The following is a 26,270-nucleotide window of genomic DNA, read 5'->3' as shown; positions in this document are numbered from 1 at the left end:
TACAAATGGGAGGCATATGAAACTAGTAAAATTAAAAAAAGACACCAAAAGGTGGCTGAGTAGTTACAAAAGGATAAAGTAAACGATGAGTTTCGAATAATTGAGGAGATGAGTGCTGGGGACATGATTTTAAAAATCTATTTTGTTGATGAAAAATCAAATGTCTCAAAAGTACCTATAATTCTTACGTTAAATCAGCTGCAACATTTTCAAAACTACTTAAAGTCAAAACAAGTCATAGTTAAAGATGTAGCAGATAATACATTATTTACACTGTTTGAATTAGGTGTTTGTGAGCCAAATACCAAAATTCATCTTAAGGCAAAAGATATTATTAATGTTTTGAGAGCATTTGGAGTTAAGGTTCAGATATGAATGTATGTAAAGGAAGTTTACGAACTTTACGTTGTTCTGAGTAAAAGAGAAAGTAACAAGAGAGAAATAATAAAATTTAATCCGGAAGTGCTAATTTCGGCTGTTATAGTCGAAAAATATAGTGTTTTTACTATGTCTTCTTTATCTATATACAAATTGGAGCAGTAGTAAAATATTTAAAGAAATAGGGGGAGTGACGTGTATCTAAATCAGTATAGTCAACAACATAATAATATTAAGTACGTCCTAGAATCTTACCATGAGTTTGTTACTGGGATGGTAATGGCTGCCGCGGGTTATAGTGAACATGGGAGTGAACGAGAAGCTGAGCGTAACATAGTAGAGAAAGCTTTCGAAAATGTAACAGGCTTTTACCTTGATTGTGACTTTGACGAGGAAGTAATAGAGTGTGTGACAATATTAGAAGATTTAGGATTTAAGAAACCATTTGTTTCAATTAATTTGGCTAGTAACACAACATTATTAGAAATAGGCTTAGGAAAGATGGAAGAAGCTTTATTATTTTATAAAAAACATATAGGGAACAATGGTGAATTTGCTATAAATGAATTAAATGGTACCTTATCAGATGAATATATGATGAAGATAATTGAACCATTTTGCAAATGGAAAGAAAATATGTTAAATCACATCAATAAATACTAAATTAATGATTCGACTTCCCTATAAAGGGATTGTCTTATGTCCAGTAGGCCATGTTTTAAGTGAACCAAAAGAGAACAGGATACGTAAACGTCTGTTCTCTTTTCTACTTTATATTTAAATTATTATTTATGCTTCAGAATAACAAAATCGTTGAACTCATTATTAGTTTAATAATAATTTCTAAACCGTAAATATCCAATGCCCTCTATATAAGAGTAACCTTGTATTTGTAAGTCTGCTATTATTTTATTAGGCTCTTCATAATGAATTAAATCGGTTAACAATAGAAATTCAATAAAAGAAACATTTACGTCACGATAAAATCCGTTTAAAATTGTTATCTCTAGTTCGCTAAATTGGATATCGTACATTAATTTGTTTACTAATTTTTCAGTAATTAAATCCCCGAATTCTTTAACAGGCGCCGGTAAATCTAATGTTTTTCTATCCTCATTTTTAACTCTTAAATCTAAAATTAAATAATCAACTTCTTTGGAGGAAAGTTCTTTAGTATCTTGAATAGGAAATTGCGGCCTGGCATTCCTTTTAAAAAGGTCTTTAAGGGATTTCAAAAAATCACTTCCTTAAATATGGTTGTAAATGAAAATATATTATTTAGGCTAAATTAGTTAAGATGGAATTCAAGTTGATGGTGTTTTTTGTTAATGATGTTCTTCTTTTGTTTCTTAGGGAAACTTACATCAAAAGTAATATATGGAGCAGAGTCTAGGGTGAGTTTTAAGAAGTCTTGGTCTAAGTGGCCTGAATCTAAATGGATTGGTTCTAATTCTCCATAGCAAAATTCACGGATCGTACCATCATGCCCATATAAAAACCAGCGGGAATCTTGTAAAAATTTTAGTCTAATATCATGTATGCCTAAAGCTGAGATTATTTGTTCTTGTACATCATTGATACTCTCTAAAATTGAAACATTTGTAGTGGAGTGTAAATTGTCTCGCAAATGTACTTCGATGCAATTGGAATATTTCACTTTAATTAACACACGTGATTTTGTAGGTTGGTTATTTTTTTTGAGTTTTAATACTAGTATTTTCGCACCTAGTTTCTTAGCGTCTTTATCAACCAATTTTTGAATTGTATTGTTCATTTTTTATCCTCCTTGTCTAATCATATTATTTATCTTTTGGATCCTTTTTCATAAACTTTGATCGGTTAATTCTCAACTCTTCTTTTAATATAACAACCTCAGAACGAAGGAAAATAGTACATTTTTCTTCAGACTTAATAGGGATTAAACGGCCGTCTTTAACCAGAGCTTTAACTCGTGCATTAGAAACTCCAAGAAGCGCAGCGACATCTTTAGTTATCATGAGCTCTTGTGTGAGCCATTTCTTTAGTTCCGGTGTTATATTCATTCGCATTCTTTCTCCTTAATAGACACAAAAAAGTGAAGTAATGTAATACCTTTGTTTTATATTAACATAAAGGGTTGCCATATGGTAATAGTTTATTTTTAATTTTTAGATTAAATAGACTTTTCTGAAATGTAGTTTGATATTGTACAACATAACATGATAAAATTATGTTAATAAATAGTTGCTATACGGTAATAGCTGTATGAACTTTGATTATAATAACTAGTATTAAAAGGGATATTATTAATGAATTACGAAATGATTGTATATCTATAGAATTTGAACTTCCTCCACTGTCAATTCGTTTAAGAGTGGGGGATTCCTAAGTAATGAGTTCTATCGAACGCTAATTTATTAGGCTAACCCCGCAGTCCTTGCGGTTAGAAGTCTTATCGCTTCATTCTTTATATTGATACTTGCGTTAATATCCCTATCATGGTGTGTATGACAAGAGGGACAGTCCCATTTACGTAGGTTTAGATTTTTAACGTCTTTGTTTTGGTATCCACAACTAGAACATAATTGGCTGGAAGCAAATGTTTTCGATACGACAATGACTTGTTTGCCGTACCATTTTGCTTTATATTCCAACATGGTTCGAAACTGTGACCAAGATACTTCACTAATTGCTTTTGCTAACTTACGATTTTTTAACATATTCGATACTTGCAAATCTTCTATACCGATAACATCGTGGTTTTTGATGATTTCAGTTGAGACTTTTTCTAAGTAATCTTTTCTAGCATTTGTCATGTATTCATGAATTCTAGCTACTTTTACTCGTTGTTTATTCCAGTGAGAAGATCCTTTCAATCTTCTAGAAAGAACACGCTGTGCTTTCGCCAACTTCTCTTCTAATGACCGAAAAAATTTCGGATTTTTATAGGTTGTTCCATCTGACAAAATGGCGAAATCTTTTAGTCCCACATCCATTCCAATGTAAGATTGTGTTTTCGGAAGTTCTTGCACTTCTGTTTCAACTAACAATGACACAAAGTATCTGTCAGAAGGGTTCCTTCTAACCGTAGCGTTTACAATACGTCCCTTTACTTCGCGACTCTTGGCAAATCGAACAAGACCTAGTTTCGGCAACTTTATCTTTTTCCCTACAATGGCAATGTTTTCATTTGTTTGTTTTGTGGTGTAAGATTGTACGTTGTTTTTCTTAGATTTGAAACGCGGGGCACTAGTTTGTTTTTTGAAAAAGCGTGTATAAGCATCCGCAAGGTTGCGAACAGACGACTGAATCGCAATACTATCCACTTCTTTGAGCCAAACAAACTCTTTCTTCATTGCAGGAAGTTTGGCAGAGCATGTACCATATGTCAAACCTTTCCCCATCTCTTTGTATGCGTTATCCCATAGAGATAGGAAATGATTGAATACAAAACGAGAACAACCAATCGTTTTATTGATTAGAGTTGCTTGTGTTTTATTTGGATAGATACGAAATTTATATGCTTTATTGATAATCATTTGTTTCACCTCCATTTCGATATATGTCTATTATAAACCAAACATACATTCGATGCGTAGTGAAGTGATCATGACAAATTGTTAAGTAACAATTTATTATCTGCTGAACAATAAAGAGGGCATCCTGCCATCGCTTGTACCAAGTTAATCCATATTCTACCGCCTCACTTTGCGTTCTTTGAGTAAGGGGTTTTCTTGGCTAAAAGGATAACAACATGTTTGGTAGTAATGCAAAATATGCTTATATATCCTGTGCTTATTTTGTGAAATACTTTAGAAGGGGGATATAATTATGAGAGTATTTTTATCAAGAGATGCAACGATGAAAATGGAATTAAGACAACTCGAATTAAATACTACGTATGCACTTGTAAATTATGGTGAACCAAAAACTGCTCTTATGAAGAAGGTTCAAATAAATATTACTAAAATTGAAGATATGAAGCTTAAGGTAGAAGTCATTGAAGAGAGAGAAGGACCAAAGGTGTATGGTTTTTCAATTAAAGACTTTTTTGATGAATTAGTCAAAGGAGTAGAAAATCATCCGAAATTTAATCTAACATACTATGACATTGATGGTACTAAAGCCATTGTTTCTTATGATTTTACTCTTAATTCAAAGGCACCTAATATGGAGATTAATAAATTTATCGATTTTATTGAGGGGCAAATTACTGGAGTGCATTTAGAAGTTTTTAAAGCTTTTAATTTTCCAGCAAACAAACCAAAGAATAGTTAAAAAGGTTGTAAATACATGAGAAGTAAAGGTCATTGTTGAAATGATCTTTTTTTACTTGAATATGTATGTATCAATTAATTCGGATCTAAAAAAATATAAGGGTGTTGATGGGTTGTATAAATGGAATAAATACAGTTCATCCTCATTACATAGCTGATTTTACAAGGGTTTTAAGGATAGGTCAAGATAATAACAATACTAGGATGGTGTTAAGGAAGGTAAAAAGGAAATAATGAAAAAGTAATTTTTTTCTATTAACTAATGCAGACAAAAAACTCCTCTCATTAACCTCTACCCCCTACCTACAAAATGTCCTGTTTGTCATTCATTTAAAGAGCCTAATACAACCATAATGATGATGCACTGGTACAGTTTAGCTGTGCGAATGAAAGTTGTAAGTCCTCATTTTCTGCTTTATATAATTAATTACTAGGGAAAGAATAAACGACCATTTATATCTATTAAGTTTATATAAATGGTATAATTTTCAAAGGGAATAAACTAAGGAGGTGGTTAAGAATTGAGGGAATTTAAAAAGTTAATGCCATTAAAAGAACATATAGCAATTTGGATTTTTGTTATTGTTTTATCTATAGTAATGCTGGTAATTCAGCATTATAGAACTGGACTAACAGAAGTTTTCTGGCTTTCATTAATTCCAAGCATTATAGTTGATAGCTTATTTATCCTCATTGGGTCTTATTTTATTGCTTACTTATTGCAAAAGAATGAGGAGAAAAGAGCAAAAAATAAAGTATATAAGATGCTAGGAAAAAGATATGAGAAGATGGTGATGGGATTAGCTAAAGACTATATTAATTTCATAACAAAAAAACCATGTGAAACAAAAGGAGACATCAACAATATTAATGATGTTAAAAAACAGGTATTGAATTTACATACCAATATACAAACTCATGTAAAATCTGATTTTCTAAGTAAAAATGTAAAGGTAGTAGAATTCAATTCTAAAGTACAAACAAATAACATTTTTGACATGTTAAAAGAGGTTGAATGGCCTGCCCAACAATATACAAAGTATTTTAAAGATAAAAACTCTAAAGATGTGGACTCATTTATAACAAAATATATATCAGTAATTCCTGAGGATTTAAGAGAAAGATTATTTAAAGTAGAAGATACTTTGCAATCAGGAATTTTTACCACTCTTATGGACTTTAATATCCCTTTAAATACTACTAATGCTATATTTTCAACTGAAGAATTTGCTTTAATTTTTAATGAATTAGGGGAGGACATTTATTTTTTACTGACTTACTTTGAGGGAGTTCAAGAGGCAGATGATGTCTCAAAAAAGTCTAAAGGTGGGCCCTCCCACCTTTTTATAGCTGAAAATTTTATATTAAGTTTATTATGGTTAATGTTAATTTACATAATGATTGATTTTGTATTTATAGGTAGATAAATAGAGTTTTAGGAGGATTAACCTTGTTAGAGCAATTTAAAGGTTTTATAGGTTATACAGAAGATGAATTTAAAGAGTTATGGGAAAAAGCAATTTTTGTAGTTGATACAAATATTTTAATCAATTTTTACAAATATACCTCAAAGGAATCAACCAAAAGTCTGTTAGATATTCTAAAGAAACTGAAAGATACAAACAGGCTATGGATACCTCATCAAGTTGCCCTTGAGTACTTTTTTAATCATGAGGACAATATGTTTAAGCAAAATGAGGGTTATGATTTATTAGGCAAGGAATTAAAGAAACTAAAAGAGGATGCTGAAAAAACATTAAGTACAGTTAAAGGCAAACATCCATACATAATGACAGATAAATTTCAATTCTTTATTGAAAGCATGGAACAATCAAATCAAAAGCTCCATGAACAATTAGAGGAAGAAACTAAAAACCTACCTGACTCTAACATAATTCAAAAGGATTTATTGGAGTTGTTAGATGGAATAGTAGGGGAACCTTATTCACAAAAGGAAATTGATGCAATTGAAAAAGCAGGAAAAGAAAGATTTCAGCATGATGTTCCTCCAGGCTTTAAAGACAAGAATGATAAAAATAAACAAGGATATAGAACTTATGGGAATTTTAGGTATCAGCAGTTATATGGAGATTTAATTGTTTGGTATCAAATAATGGATAGAGCTAAAAAAGAGGACAGGCCAACTCCAATAATTCTGATAACTGAAGATAGGAAAGAGGATTGGTGGGAGAAAGATAAAGGTCAAATCAAAAGACCTCATCCTCAACTAATTCAGGAGTTTCTAAATAAAACTCAACAGAAAATTTATATGTATAGAACTGATAGCTTTGTAAGAAATGCAATAGATTATTTAGGTGCTGATGTCTCAGAGGAACAAGCTCAAGAGGTTACAAATGAGATTGAAAACATCAGAAAAGTTGAGGATTTAAAGAGAAAGAATGGGACTATCCAAAATGTAAATGATATTGACAATGTTCTTGAATACTTAACAGAGGAAGAAATAGATACTTATAATAAAATTAGGTCTGAGGCTAATGATTTACCATTTGACCATGTTACAGACTATGCTCTATGGCTTAAGGCTAAAGAATGGGCTATAAATATTGCTTTACCTAGAATGGAATTGGAATTTAAAAGATTAATTCCTAAATTAAAATCAATAGATGAAAAGAGAGGTCTTATAGCTAAAAATGTTTTTAATAACCTCCCTAAGAAATCTGATGAGAGAGTATGGTTGCTAATAGAAGAAATAGAAGTTTTAAAAGAGGCAATAGATTTTTTTAGTACTTTTCCTGATGGGCATATTTAAGAAAGTAATTTGAGGAGGTAATGGCATTGCCTTATTACCCAATTAAAGACAAATTTGTATGTTAAATTTAAGCCGAAACTGCTAACATATTCTCTACTGTAAGCATAATTCCCCTCTTACTTATATGATAGTACTATTAGGTTAAAGAAACATCATAATTTTTACTGATAGAAGTTCTATTACAGGTGCAGTAGACGGATATAATAGCACAACCACAACTTGCCGCTTCATTTGTAACGACTGTTTCTGCCAGCAGTGGTTCGTAATATGCTAGATTACACTTGAATCAAGAGTTGGTTTATACTAAATCAAATTGAATTATTTTAGATTTATAGTTAAAATAAAAGTATACTTTTTAATTTTATTTTTATATCCACAAATATCAGCGGTCTTTCGGACTGAGAATTAAGCCCAATGTGCTTAATATCTTTAACCGAAGACCGCTTTTTTGTTGTATTAAAAAGTAAAAATATTAAAGGGAGATGTAATTTTGAGTAATATCGGTAACAAGTTAAGAAGTGGCTTTTTCGCGACGCCGGAGCAACAAGGAAAATATCTAGTTGAATTATTTAATAAACCAAAAGGCTCAATAAATATTTTTGATCCAACTTGTGGCGAAGGGCGAATATTAAAGCAAATAGCGAAGCATTTAGATAGTGATGAAAATCAAATGAAAACATACGGAGTTGAGGTATATAAGGCCCGTAACAAAGTTGCTATGGAATTACTGGATTACTGCAGTAATGCAGCTATAGAGACAATGGTAGTGCAGCGAAATCATCCACCTTATGATTTTGAAATGCTTGGAGCAGATGATTTAGAGGGTGCTAAAAGAAAGGAATTTATCGAATTAGAAAGAGCTACAAGGTACTTAGCGGGTGAAGGTATTATGTGCTATGTAATTCCATCTTATAGGTTTGTTGTAGAAAAAGTAGCGAGGAAAGGGGAATTTATTAATTAAATTTAAAATAAAACAGTAAGGGAGGAAATTGCAATGATAGTTGAAACTTTTAAAAATTTATTATTAAGTCTGGCTGGTTTAATAGTGGGGTTGAGTGCTATATATTTGATAATTAAATATAGCTTCAAATTAACCGTAGAAAAAGTTATACCTAATTTAATAGCCTATGCTGGCCTATATTTACCAGGAGTTGTAACTTTTGGCTTAGTTGGGTATTTTTCGAGCTCATGGATTTTTGGAATTGTAATGGGTGTTATAGTTGAGGCAATTCGTTTTTATGGGTTAGGAAGAATACTAAATCAAATATCCTTTTCATTAAGAGAGATTAAAGTAAAAATAGCTATAGCAAGAGCAAATAAAAAAGTAAATGATAAAAATAAACTTTTAGAAGTTATTGAAGCTGCTGAAGTTAACATAGAAAAAGAGAGCATGTTACAAGAGAAACCAGCAATTAAACTAAAAAAAGAAAAAGAAAAAATTACAAAAATAGGAAAGTCAGAAATATTTGATGATGCAGATGAAGTTGAAGAGTCAGAGGGAATGGTAAGATTAGAACGTATTGGGGTACTTGAACACATGGGAATAGTCGCAGAAACTAAAGATGATGTATTGGTAGAAAATGGTGCTATGGTAAAACGTGAGCGTAAACAAGCTGAAAGTACACCAGATACCCAGAAAATCTATGAACAACTAAAACTAGTTATATTAAGTAGGAATTCAGAAAAGAAAAATGATGAAATTAGTTTTGATTAATAAAAATACTATTATTATTGCTAAAGGAATCCTATGAATGATCTATAAAAAAATTCTCTTCAAGTTTACTTCAAGTCTTTATAGATTTATGGTAGGTTTTTAGTTTCTCTTTAAAGTGTAATATTATAGAAAATGTTATAAAAATATATTTTTATAACTATATGGTTATTTCGATAAAGTGTTTTATGAGGAGGATATTAATTTGAAAACAGTAGGAGCCGAAGAATATTTAAAACAAAGCGCCTTGGAAAAAATTGAGCATTTAAAGAATTTATATAAGGCTGAAAAAAATGAGGAATTAGATATAGAAATAGAAGTGCATGTGGAATCAAAAATACCTGCTGGTAAATATGGTGGATTTAGTCGTTTTGATGGAGAAAAGTATTCTTTGGTACTTTATATTGACCTTATTTATACGGTGGATAATTTTCTATTTACTTTATTAGAAGGAGTACTTCCTGAAAATGAAGCTGTTAGAAAGGGATTTTTTAATCTTCTTTTGCCAACAGAGGAATATAGTTTAAAAAAGGCAAAAATATTTCAGATGTATTTAAGAGATATGAGTATAGACATTATTATTTATCATGAGTTTGGTCATATTTTAAATGGACACTTGAAATATATTCATTTTGACTTGAAAGATAACGAAAGTACAATGCACATGGATTCCTCTTTAAACTTTATTGAACCCTTAGAAAGTAGAACTTTGGAAATGGATGCGGATGCTTTTGCTGCTACACGTATAATAGCTCGGTATGCACATGATAAATCAGTGGAACAAGTTCCATTAAGGGTGGTTTATAATAAGACACATGCCTTTATACTTAATATAATTAGTGCAGTTTTTGTATTTTCTTTATCCTACAATAGCTTAGGGAGGAAGAGACCTAAAGCGGATTTAAATGAAATGAAGTATTTGCCACCGCGTACAAGATTAGATCACTATATACAATGTTGTATAAGTGCATACGAGCATTTTAATAAAGAGGAACCATTAGATGAAGAATTCAAAGACATGGATTTTTGGAGAGAGGTAGTCGGAAATATTGAAGAGAATGCAAATATATATAATCGTGATGTGTTTAGTGTGGGGATGCAAGAGATTTCTAGGGATAATAATTTAGAGGAATTACAAGAGAGAAATTTAAATCATATATACGATTTAAACAATTATTGGTCAAACAGATTAAGAGCTAAGCTGGTTAAATATGCTTATTTTGAATTAGCAAAGTAGGTTTTCGGTTGATAATAATATGATCAAGAAATAGACGAATAATAAAGGTTGTGACACAAAACGATGTTATTTGCAATCGCTTTTTATCGGAATCAAAAGTTTTTATAGATTTAGACACCCCGATAATAAAAGAGCCTATTTGCATGTGCTACCTTTTTTTATGTACAATAGTAATAAGATATGATATAGACAGGGAGAGGAAATCCATGTCCACTAAATTAGTGAATTTACGCATTGATTTTGCTTTTAAACAGTTATTTGGAACAAAAGGAAATGAGGAAATTTTAACGGGTTTCCTAAATGCAATTTTAGAGGAATCTTTAGATACACCTATTATTTCGCTACAATTAGATGATCCACATCTCCATAAATCTTATGAAGATGATAAGTTATCAATTTTAGACCTATTAGCAACACTGGATAATGGGACGCAAGTAAATATCGAAATTCAGCTTCGAAATACACATGATATGGTGAAGCGCTCCTTATATTACTGGAGTAAACTTTATACTTCCCAAATGCAAGAAGGAATGCCATATCGTTCACTTCGGAAAACTATTACCATTAACTTACTAGATTTTATTTTATTTTCTCAGGATGATGCATTTCATACCATCGGACAATTATGGAATACTAAAATGCAGCAACCCCTAAGTGACGACATTGAAATTCATTTTGTAGAGATACCGAAATTGGTAAAACAATGGCGTGAAGAAAAAGTAAACCCGTGGGAAAATACATTTGTTCGTTGGATGTTATTATTACCAGCACATGAAGATGAACATTTAACTCAAACATTGGAGGAGATTGCGATGAATCAAGATCCAATTTTACAAAAGGCAATAAATAAATGGGAAAATATGAGCCATGATTCTTCTTTCCGAACAGCGTACGAAGCTCGGGAGAAATTGCTTTTAGATGAACAAGCCAAGCTAGCACATGCAGAACAAGAGGGCATGGAAAAGGGTATTGAGCAAGGGAAGATGCAGATGATCCGTGGAATGCATGAAATTGGTGTACCACTTGAAACTATTGCAAAAGCAAGTAAGTTGAGTGTGAAGGAAATAGAACGTATCTTAAATCTAAAATAAATATATGTGAGTATACAGAACTCATGAGTAGAAAAAATAGACTTTCATTATCAGAGCACGTTTAATGGGAAAGCATTGCTGAAGATTTCGGCGGTGCTTTTTCTATATTATTTAAGGCAATTGACCTTTTGTAAAAAATCAATTGCCTTTTTACGATTTAAAAATATTTTAACTTTGTAATAAAGGAACCTAAATCATAACCTGTTTTTATTATAGCTATAGCTGAAATCACAGTTAATGGATATTTAATAAATGGATTGTTGAGGCGTTCCATTATGTTTTGCATGTTGTAAACCTCCCTGGCATTATTTATATCACTGAATTTATTATACCTAATATAAAGATTAATAGTAAATATAATGTAAAGAAAGATACTTAATTAGCGGAGAACTAAACAAAATAATGGATAACAAAACAATCGTACTTTTTATAAAAATTACATAGTAATTCACAAGGAAAGACTTCATTTTAATCAAACTTTATTTCAAAGCTACAACAACTATATTACTCTGTTTCAATAATGGCAAAATAAATATCATTGTACACTTGATGTACGCAAATAATAAACCTGTTAAAAGGTAATAACATCATTTCAAAAAACTTTAGAAACCCATGGTAATAATTGGTGTAATTACTCTTTATCCTGTATGATAAAAATGGAAATATTCCAATATTCTTATAGTCAATAATTTACTTAATAGAAGTAGAAAAAATTATTGATAGGAACGAAAAGGATGACCAAAATGGGAAGAAAAAGGAACTGGCATGGCATAGACCGTGTTTTTGTTAAAGATTTAAAATATGAAATAGGATCGCCTGAATCTCATGCACTATCCATACATAAAACTAACTTTGAAGATTGGGAGTTAGAGTTAAGTGCCTATGAAGAAGAATTATATTATTTTGAAGAAGCAAAACAAAAACAGGAACCTATAGAATTTGCTGTTTATATCCAATATATGAATCGTTTAACAGGAAAAGCGATAGTGAAAAGTATTGAAGAAAATACAATTGTAGTAAAAGGAATTGCTGTTTTATATGGTTATAGATATGTATCATCACTTTGAAAATATTTCGACCTTTAAACAGAATAAAATAAACAAATTAAGGGGTATGTAAGATGGGGAAATTTGTGAAAGACCAAAAGGTAGTTGCACTGACATTAGAAGGATTAGCACCATGTACAGTTGTAAGAGTAGGTTGGATTTTCATTATGGTAGAAGTAGAAGAAACGAAACATTTATATTCTGTTACAAAAAGTAAACTAACACCTATAGAGGAAGAGAGACACTACCTTTTAGAAGAGAGTATTGATGAAGATGGTGTATTCGATATAGGTAAATTGTTTGATAAAATAGAAGCAGAAGACATGGACCTTGCGAAGAAATCATTTGAAGAAAATAAAGAATTCAAGAAATACGAAGATTTTCACAATCCATCAGAAGGGAAACTGTATGGTGGAGAGTACTATACTACAATCAAAACAGGTAAAGAGTTACTAAAACAATATTTTAATCGAGAAGAGCTAGAGCGTAATGGTACTCATTAAATTAGATGTGAAAACAGTTAAAAGCCAAATCTTATTTATGTTAGGTATATAGACTAAGAAAATTTATATTTGATTATTGGGAGGACAAAATAATGGATTTGGTAAACAAATTTTTAAACGGTTTGAAAGCAGCATTATCAACAGATGATCTCGAAGCACTAAATAAAGCATACGGTGCTACAAAAGGGGATATTGATATATTAAGGACGAAATATCCAAATTGTCCAGAGTCATTAATCTCTTTACTTGAAAATATCGATGGTACATATTGGCGGAAATATGGAGAAAACGAAGTCACGGTATGTATTTTAGGTTCAGATGTTGAAGAGTATCCATATTATTTGCTTTCTACACAGGAGATGATCGAAAGTTCAAAAGAAGGAGAGGACGTCTCCTATCTTTTAGAATACCAAGATGACGAGGATGCTGTTGACTCTAAGATAAATCCAGAAGGACTTCTCCCTGGCACGTATATTCATTTTTCAGATTGTATGAACAACAGTGGAACATCAAAACTGTATATTGATTTTAATCCTTCTGACAAAGGGGTATGTGGTCAAATCATTCGTTTTTTACACGACCCTGATGAATATGAAGTAATTGCAAACAGCTTTGATGAGTATTTACAGGATCTTATTGATGGTGATTTTAATTTTCTAGACGAAGAAGAATCCGCTAAGGATGCCGTAAACTATACAATTTTTGATGAAGAACATCAGTTAGGTAAAAAGTAATGAGATATAAAATTACTTTAAGTATTATACTTGGACTGATATTAGTAGGGGCTGTAACTACAAATAGTAATGTTGATAAGATAGAAGAGGGATATACACATCAATTAGACTTTGAAAACAAGCTAAAAGAATACTCAAACGGTATGATTGAGATTGAAGATTCAAAAATAGAACATCGTGATAAAGAAAACGATAATATTTATAGAGCAAACTGGAAGGGTTTCGAACTATACGCTAAAATGGGTAAAAGCGATTGGGTATCGAACTCCGTATCAGTTGCAACAAACAAGAAAGTATTTGAGGATAAAATTTCATATGAGCAATACCATAAACTAATGGAATGTGTGATTCGTATTGCAGACCCTAATCTATCAATAGAAGAGATTGATAAGTTAATAGCTAAAGAGGTAGACAAGAACGAGTCACCAAACACATATGATTTCGGATATGATAGATATGTAGGGAAAGATAAGACAAATCAAATTAGCTTTACTATAACGGATAGAAAATGATTCAAAGTTGTTACTGATCTTGTTTGAATAATTTTTCAAGCAACCAATTTATTTTAATAAATTGGTTGCTTAGTGCGACTTTTTTAGATTAAACTTTATTTCAAATTAACAAATTGTGTTGTGGGTGTTGTAAAAGAGAATATAACAAACAAAAATAGAATTCAATTAAAGGGCCAGATACTGAAGTAGATATATCTGTTGCTTTAAAATAAAGATTGATAATTTAAAACAAAGTTTGATAAGAAATCTTATTAGCTTTTAAGTTAGGACTTTTTCTTGAACTAACTGGCAGTTTAGTTCAAGAATTAAGTCATCATTTTTAATACATAGTAGATACATACTGCGCAGTAAAGTTCTCCATTAATGATTTTTATGCTCCCTTTGAAAAGGAAAAGAAGCAGATGGTAAGGAATAGGCATATTAGAAAATAATAGCGAGGGAGGGATATGGTATGGAATTTGGGGACTTTTTAAGAAAGCATTATCATTTGGGAGACAAATCTGTAAAAGATTATATTAGTCGGTGGAACGGGATCCTTAACAAAAGTTTATATAATGGAGAAACAGAGCTTACTCCTTCTTTGATAGCATCTGTTGATAGGGAGTATCCAGAAGATTCTCATTATCGCCTCACACTTAAACGATATATTGAATTTCAAAACAAGAGGAAATTATGGAATACTCAGTAATTTTTTGTCGAGGGGGATTTATGGGTGGCTCTACTTCATAACGAATTAAAAATAACAAAGATACAAGAATTACTTGGAAAAAAATTAGCCTTACCATCATATCAGCGTCCGTATAGTTGGAGTGTGAGGTCTACAAATACGCTTTTCCTTGATACTTATCATGCATATAAAGAAGGTACACAAGAATACAGAATTGGTTCTGTAATTTTACATAAAGAAAATGAAAAATACAACATTGTAGATGGTCAGCAGCGACTGACAACCATTTCAATTCTTCTATACTGTCTAGGTGATGAGACTCAAGGGCTATTACGAGAAAAATATAATCAATTATCTAATGATGTAATAGTGACTAATTTTGAAATTTTATCTAAGAGGATAAGTGAACTTTCAGAAGATGAGCAAAACAAATACAAACAATATTTACTAGAGCATTGTAGTACAGTTCAAATTGTCACAGACAGCGAGCAAGAGGCTTTTCAATTCTTTGATTCGCAAAATTCTCGTGGCAAAGAGTTAGACCCACATGATTTATTGAAGTCATATCATTTACGTGAGATGGATGATGAAGACGAACATCAGAAAGTAAGAATTATCAACGATTGGGAAAATGCGAACCAGGATGATTTAAATGACTTATTTAAAAGTTATCTGTTCCCGTTGACGCAATGGTATAAAGGAAAGAATGGTTTGGGCTATTCTGCAAGTAACATTGATGTATTCAAAGGGATTAAAACTACAAATGTATTTAATTATGCTATCTATCATAAAGCAAGTAACCTTTTCTTAGAACAGTTTAATGCAAACGGAATCAATGAATTACTTGCATCAAAAGCATTAAATCAATTTCAATTAACACAGCCACTAATCGCAGGAAGACGATTTTTCCATTATACCCTTCACTATGGAAATCAACTTGAGCAAATACAAAATTTAATAAATAAAGTTCATACGAAAGAACAAATTCCGAGTAGACGTTCTGGGGATCTTTACATTAAACAGTTATATGAATGTGCGTTATTGTTTTTTGCTGATCGCTTTGGTATTGAAAGCCTATCTAAAGGTGTGATGCACCAATTATATTCATGGTGCTATTCTTTGCGACTTACTATGCATGCTGTGTATCCTCAAACAATTAATAAATATGCACGAGGAAAACATGAGCGGTTGAACAAAAACTTGGATCTGTTTTCAGAAATTAGTGATATGAATCATGCTGAAGAGTTAAAGCTCATTGTTTTGGAGCAACCCGATATTGAGAATAAAAATAAAGAGAAGTACAAAGCAGTGTATGATTTACTTTGTGAATGGAATAGGTGGTAGGATATGGATAATCATTTAAAAATCATACCGGTATCAAACATTTTTACTAATATCAGTTATGTAGTTCCAATTTATCAACGGAACTATGCTTGGACAGAGATGCAAATTGAACAACTGATAGAAGATATTAATAGTTCAATTGACGATCTTAATAAAAACTATTTTCTTGGAAATCTTATTGTTAATCAAACTGATAATAATGTTTATGAAGTAATAGATGGACAACAAAGGTTGACGACATTATTTCTATTAGAAAATTATCTTGGCATGAATTTTGCGAAAGATTCGTTGAGATTTGAAGCACGGGAAAAGTCAAACCGTACACTTCACATGATAAACAATAAGAACAATGGTGAATTACTGGAGGAATTAGTATCAGTTGAAATCTTAGCGGGTTATCAAATCATTGAAAACTATTTTAGAAAAACGAAAGAAATAGATAAAAATGAGTTAAAGAAAAAACTTGAAAAGGTTTTTCTTGTTCGTGTACAAGTTCCACAAGGTATAGATTTAAATCATTATTTTGAAATCATGAATACTCGGGGAGAGCAACTAGAACTTCATGAAATAGCAAAGGCAAAGTTTTTAGAAGTTTTGGATACAGAACATGATAGAAAAACTGCAGCATTGATTTGGGAAAAATGCTCTGATATGGACTCATATATCCAAATGAATTTTGATCCCCAAGTTAGAAGGGCTCTTTTTACAAAAGATTGGTCTAGCATCAAGGATCATATTGACCATTTTGATTTAATTAAAGAATGTATTCCGAATGATGAAGATGATAAACATTCTGTTCCTTTGATTGACATTCTAAAAAATAAGAAGCTACTCAATAATGGAGGAAGTAAGGATGAAGATGAGAATGAGCGCTTTGAATCGACTATTTCATTCCCCAATTTTTTATTACAGGTAAATGCAGTCATTGGTAAGTTAGGAGAAGAAGATTCAACACTTGATGATAAACACTTTTTGAATAATCTATCATGGGCTTGGAAAAATGCTGATAGAGCAAAGAACTTTTTATATCATATGTTAAAATGTCGTGTATTGTTTGATAAATATATTTTGAAACGAGAATATGTTAGAGAGTATAAAGAAACTGGAAAATGGTCGTTACAACGTTTAGAAAAATATAGTGATTTGAAAAGGGAAAAGCTCAAATATGTAGGTACTTTCGGCAATGATGATAGTCAGAATAATAAACAAATAAGAACTCTGCAATCCTGCTTGCGCATAACCTACACGTCACCTAAGACAATGCATTGGATTTCACTAGTCTTAACGAGGTTACTAGAGAATGAATCATATGACATCATAGAAATTCTTGAAGATTACTGCAAAACAAAAGTTATAAAATCAAATTTTGAGAATGCTAGTGGATTTGGTTTTGAAAGAATCGTATTTACTTACCTTGATTATCTTTTATACAAAGATGGGTATTCTTACTTGGATAAGGAAATAATCCCGCCAATGAGTGATGAATGGCAATTTCAATTTAGAAGTTCGATAGAACACTTCCAACCACAGCATCTAGCTGAGGGTGTAAATTGGGAATCGGATGACCTTGATGGTTTTGGAAACCTTGCGTTAATTACTGTGTCAGGAAACTCTAAGTTTTCTAATTTGCCACCTGCAGGGAAAATCAGTTCCTATCCAAGCATTTTCGAACAAAGCTTGAAACTGAAGATCATGAAAGAATTAGTCAATCTCCACGATGAAAAATGGACTGAAGAAAAAGCAAGTAAACATCAAGAAGAAATGTTTAGGATTTTGAAGAGTTAGTATTTACGAGTGAAAGTTAATGATATATGATGTAGATGTTTTATCGACAACTTTCCAAACACTAACAAGGTATAAAATATTAATATTTCTTCGAAAACTAAGACATCATAGTTTTTACTGCACAGTACAACGATACTAGCTATACACAAGCATTATGAGACGATTACCCCGAAAGTAATCCACACTCGGACATAGTACACAAAAGAATAGATATACTTGTAATTAAATTCTTGTGATTTTGTGTATGCAAAAATTAAATAATCAAATCCATTTGAGAGGAGTACAGTACCTATATGTGTAATATTGAAAAGATCTTTGATTCTAAAAGAGAAGATGCAGATGATAAAGAAGTTGGTTCTATTATAACTATTATTGAAAACACTGAGGATTTTTCATCTTCATCTTTGGATGTTAGTTTACATGGAATTGTTGATATATATAAAGATAAATATTTTTGGGATAAAGATGATAGTACTTCAGAATATTTACTTTTCAGCCTCAAAGATAGAGCAGGATGCTATGTATTCTATGATTATGACGGTAAGGTTTTATACATAGGTGAAGCAGAAGATTTATTTGTTAGATTTGCTCAACATTTAACAGGAAAAAGTGATAACACTAAACTAGTAAATATTAAACTTTGTGACTATTTTTACGATCCTAATAAAAGAGAAATTGTAACTGATGAGAAAACTGGGAAAAAAGTATTTAAAAATTATGATTATGAGTTATTTAAATATTTTTATAAATATGATGTATATATATTAAGTGTTGATTCAACATTTGAAGAAAGGAAGCTTTTTGAACAAATACTATTCGTTGGATTGAATCCTTATCATAACGCTTATTCAAATAAAAAAAATATGTCTAGATGTGAAGAAGCTAAACGATATGATAATAGGATAAAAAGTGCGAAAAAGCGCGATTCATGGCTCCAGCAGGAATCAAAGAATATGAAAATGGTTTATTACACTTTATGTAGATCTATTGATGACCATGCAGATGAAAGGAAGTTTTAGTAAAGAACTCTAATTCATATTAAAAGAATAGATTAAGTAATATATGATAAAATTTTGACTTTTTCCTCGGGTACAGATTCGAAAAAAGTTTAATCGTTTTGAATAAAAAGTAGCCTTATTTCAAAGTTATAACTAATTAGCTTTTCAAAAGTCTTAATATCCCTATATAATTTATATAAAGATAAAAGGATTTATTGTAAACCTACTATGTTTATAATAATGTAAATATTTTAGAAGGTTACGTTTTTTATCTGTTTTTGAAAGTATTTATGTAAAAGGACCCATGTTACTTGAGAAAATTAGTTTACTTCTACTTACATCGTGTGGTGTAACAGAGAAGGAGAAAAAGGAGACAGAAGTATCATTAGAAAAACAGGTACAGAAATCTATCGAACCACTCAAATCGGATGAGGTACTTACAAAATTTTTTTCGGATGTTAAATATGAAAAAGATATAGAGTCTGATGATATGAATCTACATTATAATATTATAGGAACCTTGAAAGACTCTTTTGAAGATTTAAGTAAGAAAGAGCAATTTGATTTTTTTTGCACGTACTACGGAGAAAATTAGAGAACTGAATAAGGAGCATCGCGGTAATCTAAGTTGTGATAAACGTTTTCTTTGTGAAATATGTTCCGTTGAGTTTACTACGAGTAATGAAAAATATAAAATGTATTATAAAGATGACACTGACATTTATATGGGAGAAGAATCGACCTTAGTAATTGGAGATCAGTTTGAGTACAATTCTAAGGGGATTTATATTGAAAATAAAAATGAAGCTGTTAATTCTAATACAAGCGAAACTAATTTTTCTGTAACAGACGGTAATGATTGGTTACAAATGAATGATTCTCAAAAATCTAATACTGTTGCTACTATTTTTACTTCACTAAAAAGTAATGGATATACAGTTTTAGAGAACACCAATTGGTTTGTTGATGCTTTAAACGCTTTTTACGGTGTGGATGCAACAAATGGTACAAAGATAACTGATGTAATAACGCTAGTGGGATTTGGCGGCAAGGTTATCACCAAAACATAGTTATATAAGAAGAAAAAAGTATATAAGGTTTAAAAGACACATACTCTGACAAGAGGTGTGTCTTACTTTTTATATATGAAAGGTGATTTTAAATTAAGATATTATTATCATGTAGGTGTTGGCAGATTTCAATAACCTTTTCTCTTGATAAACCTATTTCTTTAAATATACTTTCATCACATATCTCAAGCTTTTCTAACCATTCAGGTGTTACACCAGTTTGAGGTAACCACATTCCGAGAAATTTCAATGACATCAATTTCACCCTTTTTATTTACTTCTTTTTCCTGCATCAAATACTTCATCTAATATTTCATCTACTTTTTCATTGTTTTTTAATAGAGAAATCACGCATATCACTTTCCTTTCGCTTATAACATGTAGTATTACGATTTCCGCAAAAGGAGGTTTTTATTCAAGTATGGATGAGAAGGAGATTAAATTTACGGTATCAGAGGAAATATATGACCAGTTGGTAGAAATGGTAGGATATCAGAATTTCAGGAAAAAATTAAATGCTGAAGAAAAAGTGGATTTAGAAATATTGGTCAGAGGAATTATCTTGACGTTTTTAAAAAAGATTGAACAAGCTACAGAAACTGAAGAGATTAATGTAAACTATTTAAAAATTTTAGCTTCTAATACAGAGTATCCTTTACGTAACAAATTGAAGCATTATCTCAAAAATATCGGCATGAAGCAAGCTGAATTAGCTGCTATAACCAATATAAAAAAGGGGAATATAAGTTTGATCGTAAATAATCATGTTCAGCCATCCCTAGAAGCGTTTTTTAAAATATGGGCTGCACTACAATATCCACCAATTGAGGAGCTATTCTATCGGGATAAGGATTAGAGTAGTTTTTATTTTGTCCTTAAGTTTTAAATTTAAAACTTTTTGATTTAATTTTAAAAATAAATGTCATAAAACCAGGCACAGGCGTAATAAGTTTTACCAAATCCGAAATTAAAAGGTGGCATGACAAAATGACTGGTATAGGTTTTCTTTTAATGACCGTCTCAAAGTTTGGTATAGCGGGCGCTTTTACAGTAGGTGTTACGAAAGCTATAGACTATTTTCATACTTTTGATAAAAAGAATAAGAAACAGGCAAAGTCTAAAGCGTCAGCTCCACCAACTCATGACTATGAAGCGATTAGGAAGGAACTTAACGAAGAGAATGTTTAGTAGTTAATTATTTTTTAAATGGGGTGTACTTATGTTAGAGCATCAAAGAGCTGATGAAAGGCAAGGTCATCCATTTTCTGTGAAACAAGTGGGTAACACATATAAAATAAAATTTCATCACAGTCAACCCGAGTATCAGGGTGTTGAAAAAAAGTTAAATGAGCAACTTCAGAAAGTCCCTTTTCTTGTGAAAAATCTAAAAAGGGAAGTGATAAACAGCCAAAAAAAGAAAAGGTACCAATGGTTAGAGTTAGCCAAAAGAAGTTTGCCGCTGTTAAGCAGTTGTCTAATATATGCATCTCCGGCTGCTGCTCAAACAGTATCCAATACTGCCGAAGCAGTATTAATGCCGGCAGAGATGATTCAAATATTACTAGCTATATTAATGAGTTGTATCATAATAGCAGTCGGAATTGCGCTAGTAGGTTCCGTATTGGCAGGAGTTTGTCGCATGTTTCGAAAACACAAGTTTGCTCAGGAATGGAGCAACGATATCATTCGCGGGTTAATTCAAGTATTATTAATGCCACTCGCTATATTTTGCATCATTTTATTATTCCACTCCATGTTTGGAAATCTAGAGTGGTATATAGATCCCGCAAGGTACTTACCTACATTTCAAGAGGCTTTGGAAACCTTATTCCCTATGCAACCGTAGCAACTACTTTCCTAATGTTTCATGTGAAAGAAGCTTATGCCATGGAAAGTGCTGCTGAACCTTGGGCGCCATTTGAAGATAAATTTCAATTCAAACTACCAAGTACATCAGAGGATCCTGCTCCCTTTTCATTTATTCCTGGAAGTAATTACTTTAATAGTGTTAGTACATTATTAACAGACATTAAGTCAAAAGTAACAGGGATATCAGATGCAATTGATAGTATTGATTTGTTTATAAAAAATCTTCCTCAACACATTTATAATAGCAGTGTAACTTTATTAAATGAAATTTTTGAGTTAGTATCTAACGTTTTGTTAAAGCTACCGGCATTTCTGTTCGAAACAACAATTATTAAAGATCAGACACTTGTATTTTTCACTATTTCATTAATTTTAATCATGATTTTATGTACTATTAATTCGATAAATATGATGCTTCGTAAACCACACACCCCTATACGAAAAATCCTTCACAGAATTCCTCTTGCATTATTACTATCTGGTGCTGCTCCTACACTTTTTGCAAAAGGTTTCTCCTTGTTGAATCTATGCTCTGATGTAATTACTGGTATTGGTGTCAGTGAAATAAAAGCTGGTGAATTAGTACTAAATGGATCCTTAAGTATAATCAATTTAATTGCACTTATAGGTTTTGATTTGCTACTTATTTCTACACTAATCCCTGTTTTATTAAAAGCTGGACGACGATGGTTTGATTTGATGTTACTCGTAATAAGTACCCCATTGGCATTCTGTACATGGATATTTGACCAACATCGGCATTGGTTTAATCTATGGTGGAAAAATGTTAAGCAGTTATCTCTGATACAACTTATACATGCAACATTTATTACTTTTATGGCAATCGTTCTATTTGCTACAAGGGGACTTATAGAACCTAATATGATTTTATTGAAAATTTTATTTATAATTGGTGGCTTCTATAGAGTTGCGAATCCTCCTGGGTTTTTAAAAGGTTTCCAAGATAATGGAGATGATGTGTTTTCAATAGGAAAATCGTTAAAGAGTCATTTTACAAGAATTCCTTTAAAAGGAACAGTAATGAAGCTATGGAAAAAAGGGAAGAAAAAATAAGTCGAATTGGGGGATCGGTGATGTTTTTTAAACATTTCCAGCGTAGATTTACTTCTCAAGCAGATGTTTTATTACCGACAATCTATTCTATCAATCATTTTGATGAAAACACGGTTAAATATGTTTTAAATTGTGATGTGAATACAACAATAGGGTTTGAGAAAATCATTTATAAAGAAGGTTGTAACAACTATTTATCTACACCAGTAGGAAATAACTTTGAGATAGTTCAGGAGCAGATAGATAGTCATTATGTTTTAGAACTAATCAGTGGTATGAACCTGTATGAAGTGTCTTTACAAAAAGGGAGTATATTTCCATTGAAGAATGACAAAGGGATATTTCAAAATATACAGGATGTACTGCAGGAAAGAGAAAAAATATTGATACAATTTTTAACTCAGAAAGAGGATAAAGCAAAAGAAGACCTCATAGAGCAATACATTGACTATTTATCTGGAATAGCAAATCCATCAGATGCTTTGTTTAAACGGAAGTTCCAAAAATATGTTTATCAATTATTTGAAAGTATGAACTATCCATTAAATAAAAATTCTCAGGTGAAGGATATTGAAGCCAAAATAAAGGAGCCGCTATATCATTATCAATTAATTATTGGGATCTACGCTGAAGACACTTCAAGAAAAGATTATTTGCAGCATGTAATTGCTAATTCATTAGAGAAAGTAACTTATTTTAATCGCCTACACATGTCTCCAATCGAAGGAACTGAGGATGTTATAGACGGTATAAAAAGCAGAAAGATTCATGTGAACCAAAATAAACAGTATATAAGTGAGAGTGAAATTTTGTCTTTGGTTGTACATCAAGAGAGGCAAGAAATTAAAAGAGATGTTATTGGAACGAATGAATGTACGGTTATTAATCCTACAAGTAATTCAGACACAAATACAGTGTACAGTTCCGACTTTATGGAAAAAGTGGTTGAACTATTACCTTATACAAAAGAGGAACGCAATGCTCGGTTAGAAGCAGATGAGAATACATTGAAGATACTAAATGTTATGAGAGAACAAAATATCATAAAAGAATCGTGTGAAATTATCAAAATAGAAGAAGGGTCTACAATTATGCATGTAACCCTTTCAATTCCTTCTAACGTTAAATTTAGAGACATAAAAAAACATGTAGAGGATATAAGGGTAGCTGTTGGTTTAGAGGACCTACAATTATCATCTGCTTCAGAACTGAACTCAATTATGTTTAGTTTTCCAAAAGAGAAACGAAGTGTTGTTTACTTGAGAGATATCTTAAGCAGTTCCGACTTTTTAACTTTCACAAAAGAAGCGAAATTACCTTTCATTATTGGTTTAGATGAACATGGAAAGCCTCTCTATGAGGACTTAACAGATACCTTACACATGTTAATAGCTGGAGCAACTGGAAGTGGGAAAACGTATTTTTTAATAGGAGTAATTTTGTCCTTATGTTTATTGAAAACGCCTTATGATTTGCATTTTTATATTATTGATCCAAAGCGTATTGATTTTAAGAAGTTTAAGGATTTCCCACATGTTCAAAAAATAGTTACTGAAGTTGAGGAGTCAACAGCTGTCTTAGCTGCAGTAACTGAGGAAATGGACCGAAGATATGCATTGATGGAAGAATACGATATAGATGATTTAGTTGACTATAATGTTTTACCTGATGTGGAAAAACTTCCGTATATTGTTTGTATTGTCGATGAGTTTAGTGATTTAGTCATGCAAAACCCTGATGTGAAAGACTATATTGTGCGAATAGGTCAAAAAGCTAGAGCTGCAGGTATTTATGTGATTTGTGGCACTCAAAGACCGGAAGTTAAAGTTGTAGACGGTTTGATCAAGGCGAATTTACCAACGAAAATTGCTTTTAGTTGTGGTAGTTATCATGACTACAAAACGGTTTTTGGAAGTGCACCAGGTGTGAAGTTACTTGGTAAAGGAGATGCTTTATTAAAAAGCCCTGTCATGAGCGAAGAATACGTAAGGTTTCAAAGTCCTGTAGTTGACTTATCTAAAGGCAAAACTAAGGATATATTGCAAAATATATGTGATTTGTTCCCTTATGAACGTCCAAACAATGGTTTAAACATAAAGCCATTACCAACACCATATGAGCGGATAAAGTCTTACATTATAGGAACAGGGGATACTGCAGTGACACGTGTAAAACAGGAAATGAAACTAGATGTTAATGTAGTTCGTAATATTATGGATCAGTTAGTTGATGAAGGTTTACTTATAAAAACAGGAAAAGGCAGATTTAAACTATTAGATGAAGTAGATGAAAAAAGCACGAAAATTCATTGATTATTTTAAGACAATTAAAGGGGGATTTTATTATGAAAAGTTTTGTCTCTTTTACTTATAATGCTCCTGGGTGTTTTCGAAAAGAAAAAAAGCATTTTGAAGATAATGTGTTAGCAGAGCGATTCGTATATTCTCTAATTGCTCAATCGGTTTCAGCGCTTTCTAATTATGAAGTAGAGAAATATATGCAAAGTGAAGAAGAAGAATTTGAGAAAACAATGGAGTATTTCTTTGATACAGAAGAGGGATATTATTTAGATTTATTAATTGAAACACCCATTCAAAATAGAGAATTGAATAGATTAATAATATAACTCAGCTATGCTGGGTTTTATTTTTTGAGCTGGAAAGTTAGGTGCTTTATTTTTATGTATTTTATAATATTTCAAATTGAAGGTGTCTTCGTTAATTAGAAAACACCTTTTGTAAAGTATTTATTTATGATGAGGGTTTTGAAGTTTATAGTACTTTTTAAGATGTATATATCCCTCATAAAAGTTAATCATATCTTTTTGGATGAATAAGTTATCAAATGTTTTGTGAACGTTATTTTCTTCATATGTATTGGCAATCAAATTAAAATTTTTAATTGCATTTTGCATTAGTGAAATTTTGATTATTGTTTCTGTATCAATTGATTCTTTTAAAGTGAGTAGGAGTGCTATTCTTTTATCAGTTTCAGTCATAACAAATTGGCTTGCTGTACTCCAGTAATCAAATTGTTTGTTTTGCAACATTATAGGCTTATTATTGATATCGGGTGGTATCCTATAGCTATTTTTCGGAATTGGCCCATTTTTTTGATGGTATGTTCCAGGGGGTTCTGTTGCAAAGTTTTCTAAGCGAATTTAAAATGTAAGAAAAATGATTTGAGGAGCATGATGCATGAGATACTTTAAGGGAAAACACTTCA

General features: G+C 31.4%; 32 protein-coding genes. 25 read left to right on the top strand and 7 right to left on the bottom strand.

Annotated features, from left to right (window positions below; all coding sequences use genetic code 11):
- Positions 1-108 precede the first annotated feature (108 nt).
- Positions 109-375, top strand: a complete 267-nt coding sequence (locus ATL10_RS28175) for a hypothetical protein (RefSeq protein WP_258375823.1) — start codon at positions 109-111, stop codon at positions 373-375.
- 198 nt (positions 376-573) lie between these two features.
- Positions 574-1,041 carry a hypothetical protein gene (locus tag ATL10_RS28170; RefSeq protein ID WP_110497993.1) on the top strand — a complete coding sequence of 156 codons (468 nt, stop codon included), beginning with the start codon at positions 574-576 and terminating at the stop codon, positions 1,039-1,041.
- 167 nt (positions 1,042-1,208) lie between these two features.
- On the opposite strand, the gene ATL10_RS28165 is transcribed toward ATL10_RS28170, so the two are convergent.
- From ATL10_RS28165 to tnpB, 4 genes are all read right to left on the bottom strand, one after another.
- A complete protein-coding gene (locus tag ATL10_RS28165) occupies positions 1,209-1,613 on the bottom strand; it encodes a hypothetical protein (protein ID WP_110497991.1) in 405 nt (134 codons plus the stop codon).
- Positions 1,614-1,666: 53 nt separating this feature from the next.
- The gene (locus ATL10_RS28160) at positions 1,667-2,152 is read right to left on the bottom strand and encodes a hypothetical protein (protein WP_110497989.1); all 486 of its coding nucleotides are present in this window, start codon (positions 2,150-2,152) and stop codon (positions 1,667-1,669) included.
- A gap of 25 nt (positions 2,153-2,177) precedes the next feature.
- Positions 2,178-2,420, bottom strand: a complete 243-nt coding sequence (locus ATL10_RS28155) for a helix-turn-helix transcriptional regulator (RefSeq protein WP_001027913.1) — start codon at positions 2,418-2,420, stop codon at positions 2,178-2,180.
- Between the two features lie 354 nt (positions 2,421-2,774).
- The gene (gene tnpB / locus ATL10_RS28150; protein WP_110497987.1) at positions 2,775-3,896 is read right to left on the bottom strand and encodes an IS200/IS605 family element RNA-guided endonuclease TnpB; all 1,122 of its coding nucleotides are present in this window, start codon (positions 3,894-3,896) and stop codon (positions 2,775-2,777) included.
- A 292-nt stretch (positions 3,897-4,188) separates the two neighbouring features.
- On the opposite strand from tnpB, the gene ATL10_RS28145 reads away from it, so the two are divergent.
- From ATL10_RS28145 to ATL10_RS28115, 7 genes are all read left to right on the top strand, one after another.
- Positions 4,189-4,635, top strand: coding sequence for a hypothetical protein (locus tag ATL10_RS28145; protein WP_110497985.1), 447 nt, complete (start codon positions 4,189-4,191; stop codon positions 4,633-4,635).
- A 541-nt stretch (positions 4,636-5,176) separates the two neighbouring features.
- A complete protein-coding gene (locus ATL10_RS28140; protein WP_220037386.1) occupies positions 5,177-6,061 on the top strand; it encodes a hypothetical protein in 885 nt (294 codons plus the stop codon).
- Between the two features lie 23 nt (positions 6,062-6,084).
- Positions 6,085-7,404, top strand: a complete 1,320-nt coding sequence (locus tag ATL10_RS28135; RefSeq protein WP_110497981.1) for a PIN-like domain-containing protein — start codon at positions 6,085-6,087, stop codon at positions 7,402-7,404.
- A 490-nt stretch (positions 7,405-7,894) separates the two neighbouring features.
- Positions 7,895-8,365: a DUF6094 domain-containing protein gene (locus tag ATL10_RS28130; RefSeq protein WP_258375822.1), complete on the top strand. Its 471-nt coding sequence runs from the start codon at positions 7,895-7,897 to the stop codon at positions 8,363-8,365.
- 33 nt (positions 8,366-8,398) lie between these two features.
- Positions 8,399-9,118 carry a hypothetical protein gene (locus tag ATL10_RS28125; protein WP_110497979.1) on the top strand — a complete coding sequence of 240 codons (720 nt, stop codon included), beginning with the start codon at positions 8,399-8,401 and terminating at the stop codon, positions 9,116-9,118.
- Positions 9,119-9,320: 202 nt separating this feature from the next.
- Complete coding sequence (locus ATL10_RS28120) at positions 9,321-10,352, top strand: hypothetical protein (protein ID WP_110497977.1); 1,032 nt, start codon at positions 9,321-9,323, stop codon at positions 10,350-10,352.
- A gap of 206 nt (positions 10,353-10,558) precedes the next feature.
- Complete coding sequence (locus ATL10_RS28115; protein WP_110497975.1) at positions 10,559-11,443, top strand: Rpn family recombination-promoting nuclease/putative transposase; 885 nt, start codon at positions 10,559-10,561, stop codon at positions 11,441-11,443.
- Between the two features lie 157 nt (positions 11,444-11,600).
- On the opposite strand, the gene ATL10_RS32045 is transcribed toward ATL10_RS28115, so the two are convergent.
- On the bottom strand, positions 11,601-11,729 hold the full coding sequence (locus ATL10_RS32045) for a hypothetical protein (protein ID WP_258375821.1): 129 nt from the start codon (positions 11,727-11,729) through the stop codon (positions 11,601-11,603).
- Positions 11,730-12,177: 448 nt separating this feature from the next.
- Here ATL10_RS32045 and ATL10_RS28110 point away from each other — a divergent pair, with 448 nt between their 5' ends.
- The 10 genes from ATL10_RS28110 (at position 12,178) to ATL10_RS28070 (ending at position 20,102) form a co-directional block, all read left to right on the top strand.
- A complete protein-coding gene (locus ATL10_RS28110; protein ID WP_110497973.1) occupies positions 12,178-12,510 on the top strand; it encodes a transposase in 333 nt (110 codons plus the stop codon).
- 53 nt (positions 12,511-12,563) lie between these two features.
- Complete coding sequence (locus tag ATL10_RS28105) at positions 12,564-12,992, top strand: hypothetical protein (RefSeq protein WP_110497971.1); 429 nt, start codon at positions 12,564-12,566, stop codon at positions 12,990-12,992.
- Between the two features lie 92 nt (positions 12,993-13,084).
- Positions 13,085-13,726, top strand: a complete 642-nt coding sequence (locus tag ATL10_RS28100; protein WP_110497969.1) for an SMI1/KNR4 family protein — start codon at positions 13,085-13,087, stop codon at positions 13,724-13,726.
- A complete protein-coding gene (locus tag ATL10_RS28095; RefSeq protein ID WP_110497967.1) occupies positions 13,726-14,238 on the top strand; it encodes a hypothetical protein in 513 nt (170 codons plus the stop codon). Before ATL10_RS28100 ends, ATL10_RS28095 begins: the two co-directional genes overlap by 1 nt.
- A gap of 451 nt (positions 14,239-14,689) precedes the next feature.
- Positions 14,690-14,926 (top strand): hypothetical protein, encoded by a 237-nt coding sequence (locus tag ATL10_RS28090; RefSeq protein ID WP_110497965.1) that lies wholly within the window; start codon positions 14,690-14,692, stop codon positions 14,924-14,926.
- A gap of 24 nt (positions 14,927-14,950) precedes the next feature.
- Complete coding sequence (locus ATL10_RS28085; RefSeq protein WP_110497963.1) at positions 14,951-16,249, top strand: DUF262 domain-containing protein; 1,299 nt, start codon at positions 14,951-14,953, stop codon at positions 16,247-16,249.
- Between the two features lie 3 nt (positions 16,250-16,252).
- On the top strand, positions 16,253-18,034 hold the full coding sequence (locus tag ATL10_RS28080) for a DUF262 domain-containing protein (RefSeq protein WP_110497961.1): 1,782 nt from the start codon (positions 16,253-16,255) through the stop codon (positions 18,032-18,034).
- Positions 18,035-18,327: 293 nt separating this feature from the next.
- Positions 18,328-19,053 carry a GIY-YIG nuclease family protein gene (locus tag ATL10_RS28075; RefSeq protein ID WP_110497959.1) on the top strand — a complete coding sequence of 242 codons (726 nt, stop codon included), beginning with the start codon at positions 18,328-18,330 and terminating at the stop codon, positions 19,051-19,053.
- A gap of 283 nt (positions 19,054-19,336) precedes the next feature.
- Positions 19,337-19,627, top strand: coding sequence for a hypothetical protein (locus ATL10_RS32040; RefSeq protein WP_258375820.1), 291 nt, complete (start codon positions 19,337-19,339; stop codon positions 19,625-19,627).
- Entirely contained in the window at positions 19,593-20,102 is a 510-nt protein-coding gene (locus ATL10_RS28070) for a hypothetical protein (protein ID WP_258375819.1), read from the top strand. Before ATL10_RS32040 ends, ATL10_RS28070 begins: the two co-directional genes overlap by 35 nt.
- An 88-nt stretch (positions 20,103-20,190) precedes the next feature.
- Here ATL10_RS28070 and ATL10_RS31440 read toward each other — a convergent pair whose 3' ends face one another.
- Positions 20,191-20,358: a hypothetical protein gene (locus ATL10_RS31440; RefSeq protein ID WP_000053591.1), complete on the bottom strand. Its 168-nt coding sequence runs from the start codon at positions 20,356-20,358 to the stop codon at positions 20,191-20,193.
- 165 nt (positions 20,359-20,523) lie between these two features.
- On the opposite strand from ATL10_RS31440, the gene ATL10_RS28065 reads away from it, so the two are divergent.
- From ATL10_RS28065 to ATL10_RS28040, 6 genes are all read left to right on the top strand, one after another.
- Complete coding sequence (locus ATL10_RS28065; RefSeq protein ID WP_110497957.1) at positions 20,524-20,958, top strand: helix-turn-helix transcriptional regulator; 435 nt, start codon at positions 20,524-20,526, stop codon at positions 20,956-20,958.
- A gap of 131 nt (positions 20,959-21,089) precedes the next feature.
- On the top strand, positions 21,090-21,290 hold the full coding sequence (locus tag ATL10_RS28060) for a hypothetical protein (protein WP_000145721.1): 201 nt from the start codon (positions 21,090-21,092) through the stop codon (positions 21,288-21,290).
- 31 nt (positions 21,291-21,321) lie between these two features.
- Positions 21,322-21,948: a hypothetical protein gene (locus ATL10_RS28055; protein ID WP_110497955.1), complete on the top strand. Its 627-nt coding sequence runs from the start codon at positions 21,322-21,324 to the stop codon at positions 21,946-21,948.
- A 14-nt stretch (positions 21,949-21,962) separates the two neighbouring features.
- Positions 21,963-23,045 carry a hypothetical protein gene (locus ATL10_RS28050; RefSeq protein ID WP_110497953.1) on the top strand — a complete coding sequence of 361 codons (1,083 nt, stop codon included), beginning with the start codon at positions 21,963-21,965 and terminating at the stop codon, positions 23,043-23,045.
- On the top strand, positions 23,021-25,357 hold the full coding sequence (locus ATL10_RS28045; RefSeq protein WP_258375818.1) for an FtsK/SpoIIIE domain-containing protein: 2,337 nt from the start codon (positions 23,021-23,023) through the stop codon (positions 25,355-25,357). The genes ATL10_RS28050 and ATL10_RS28045 overlap by 25 nt, the downstream gene beginning before the upstream one ends.
- A gap of 32 nt (positions 25,358-25,389) precedes the next feature.
- On the top strand, positions 25,390-25,671 hold the full coding sequence (locus tag ATL10_RS28040; RefSeq protein WP_047956844.1) for a hypothetical protein: 282 nt from the start codon (positions 25,390-25,392) through the stop codon (positions 25,669-25,671).
- A gap of 120 nt (positions 25,672-25,791) precedes the next feature.
- Here ATL10_RS28040 and ATL10_RS28035 read toward each other — a convergent pair whose 3' ends face one another.
- Positions 25,792-26,094: a hypothetical protein gene (locus tag ATL10_RS28035; RefSeq protein WP_110497949.1), complete on the bottom strand. Its 303-nt coding sequence runs from the start codon at positions 26,092-26,094 to the stop codon at positions 25,792-25,794.
- Positions 26,095-26,270: the final 176 nt, after the last annotated feature.

It is taken from the genome of Bacillus sp. 196mf (assembly GCF_003217275.1).
GTDB lineage: Bacteria > Bacillota > Bacilli > Bacillales > Bacillaceae_G > Bacillus_A > Bacillus_A thuringiensis_S.
Note: the sequence above shows the minus strand (reverse complement) of the source record. Positions and strands in the feature narration are given on the sequence as shown.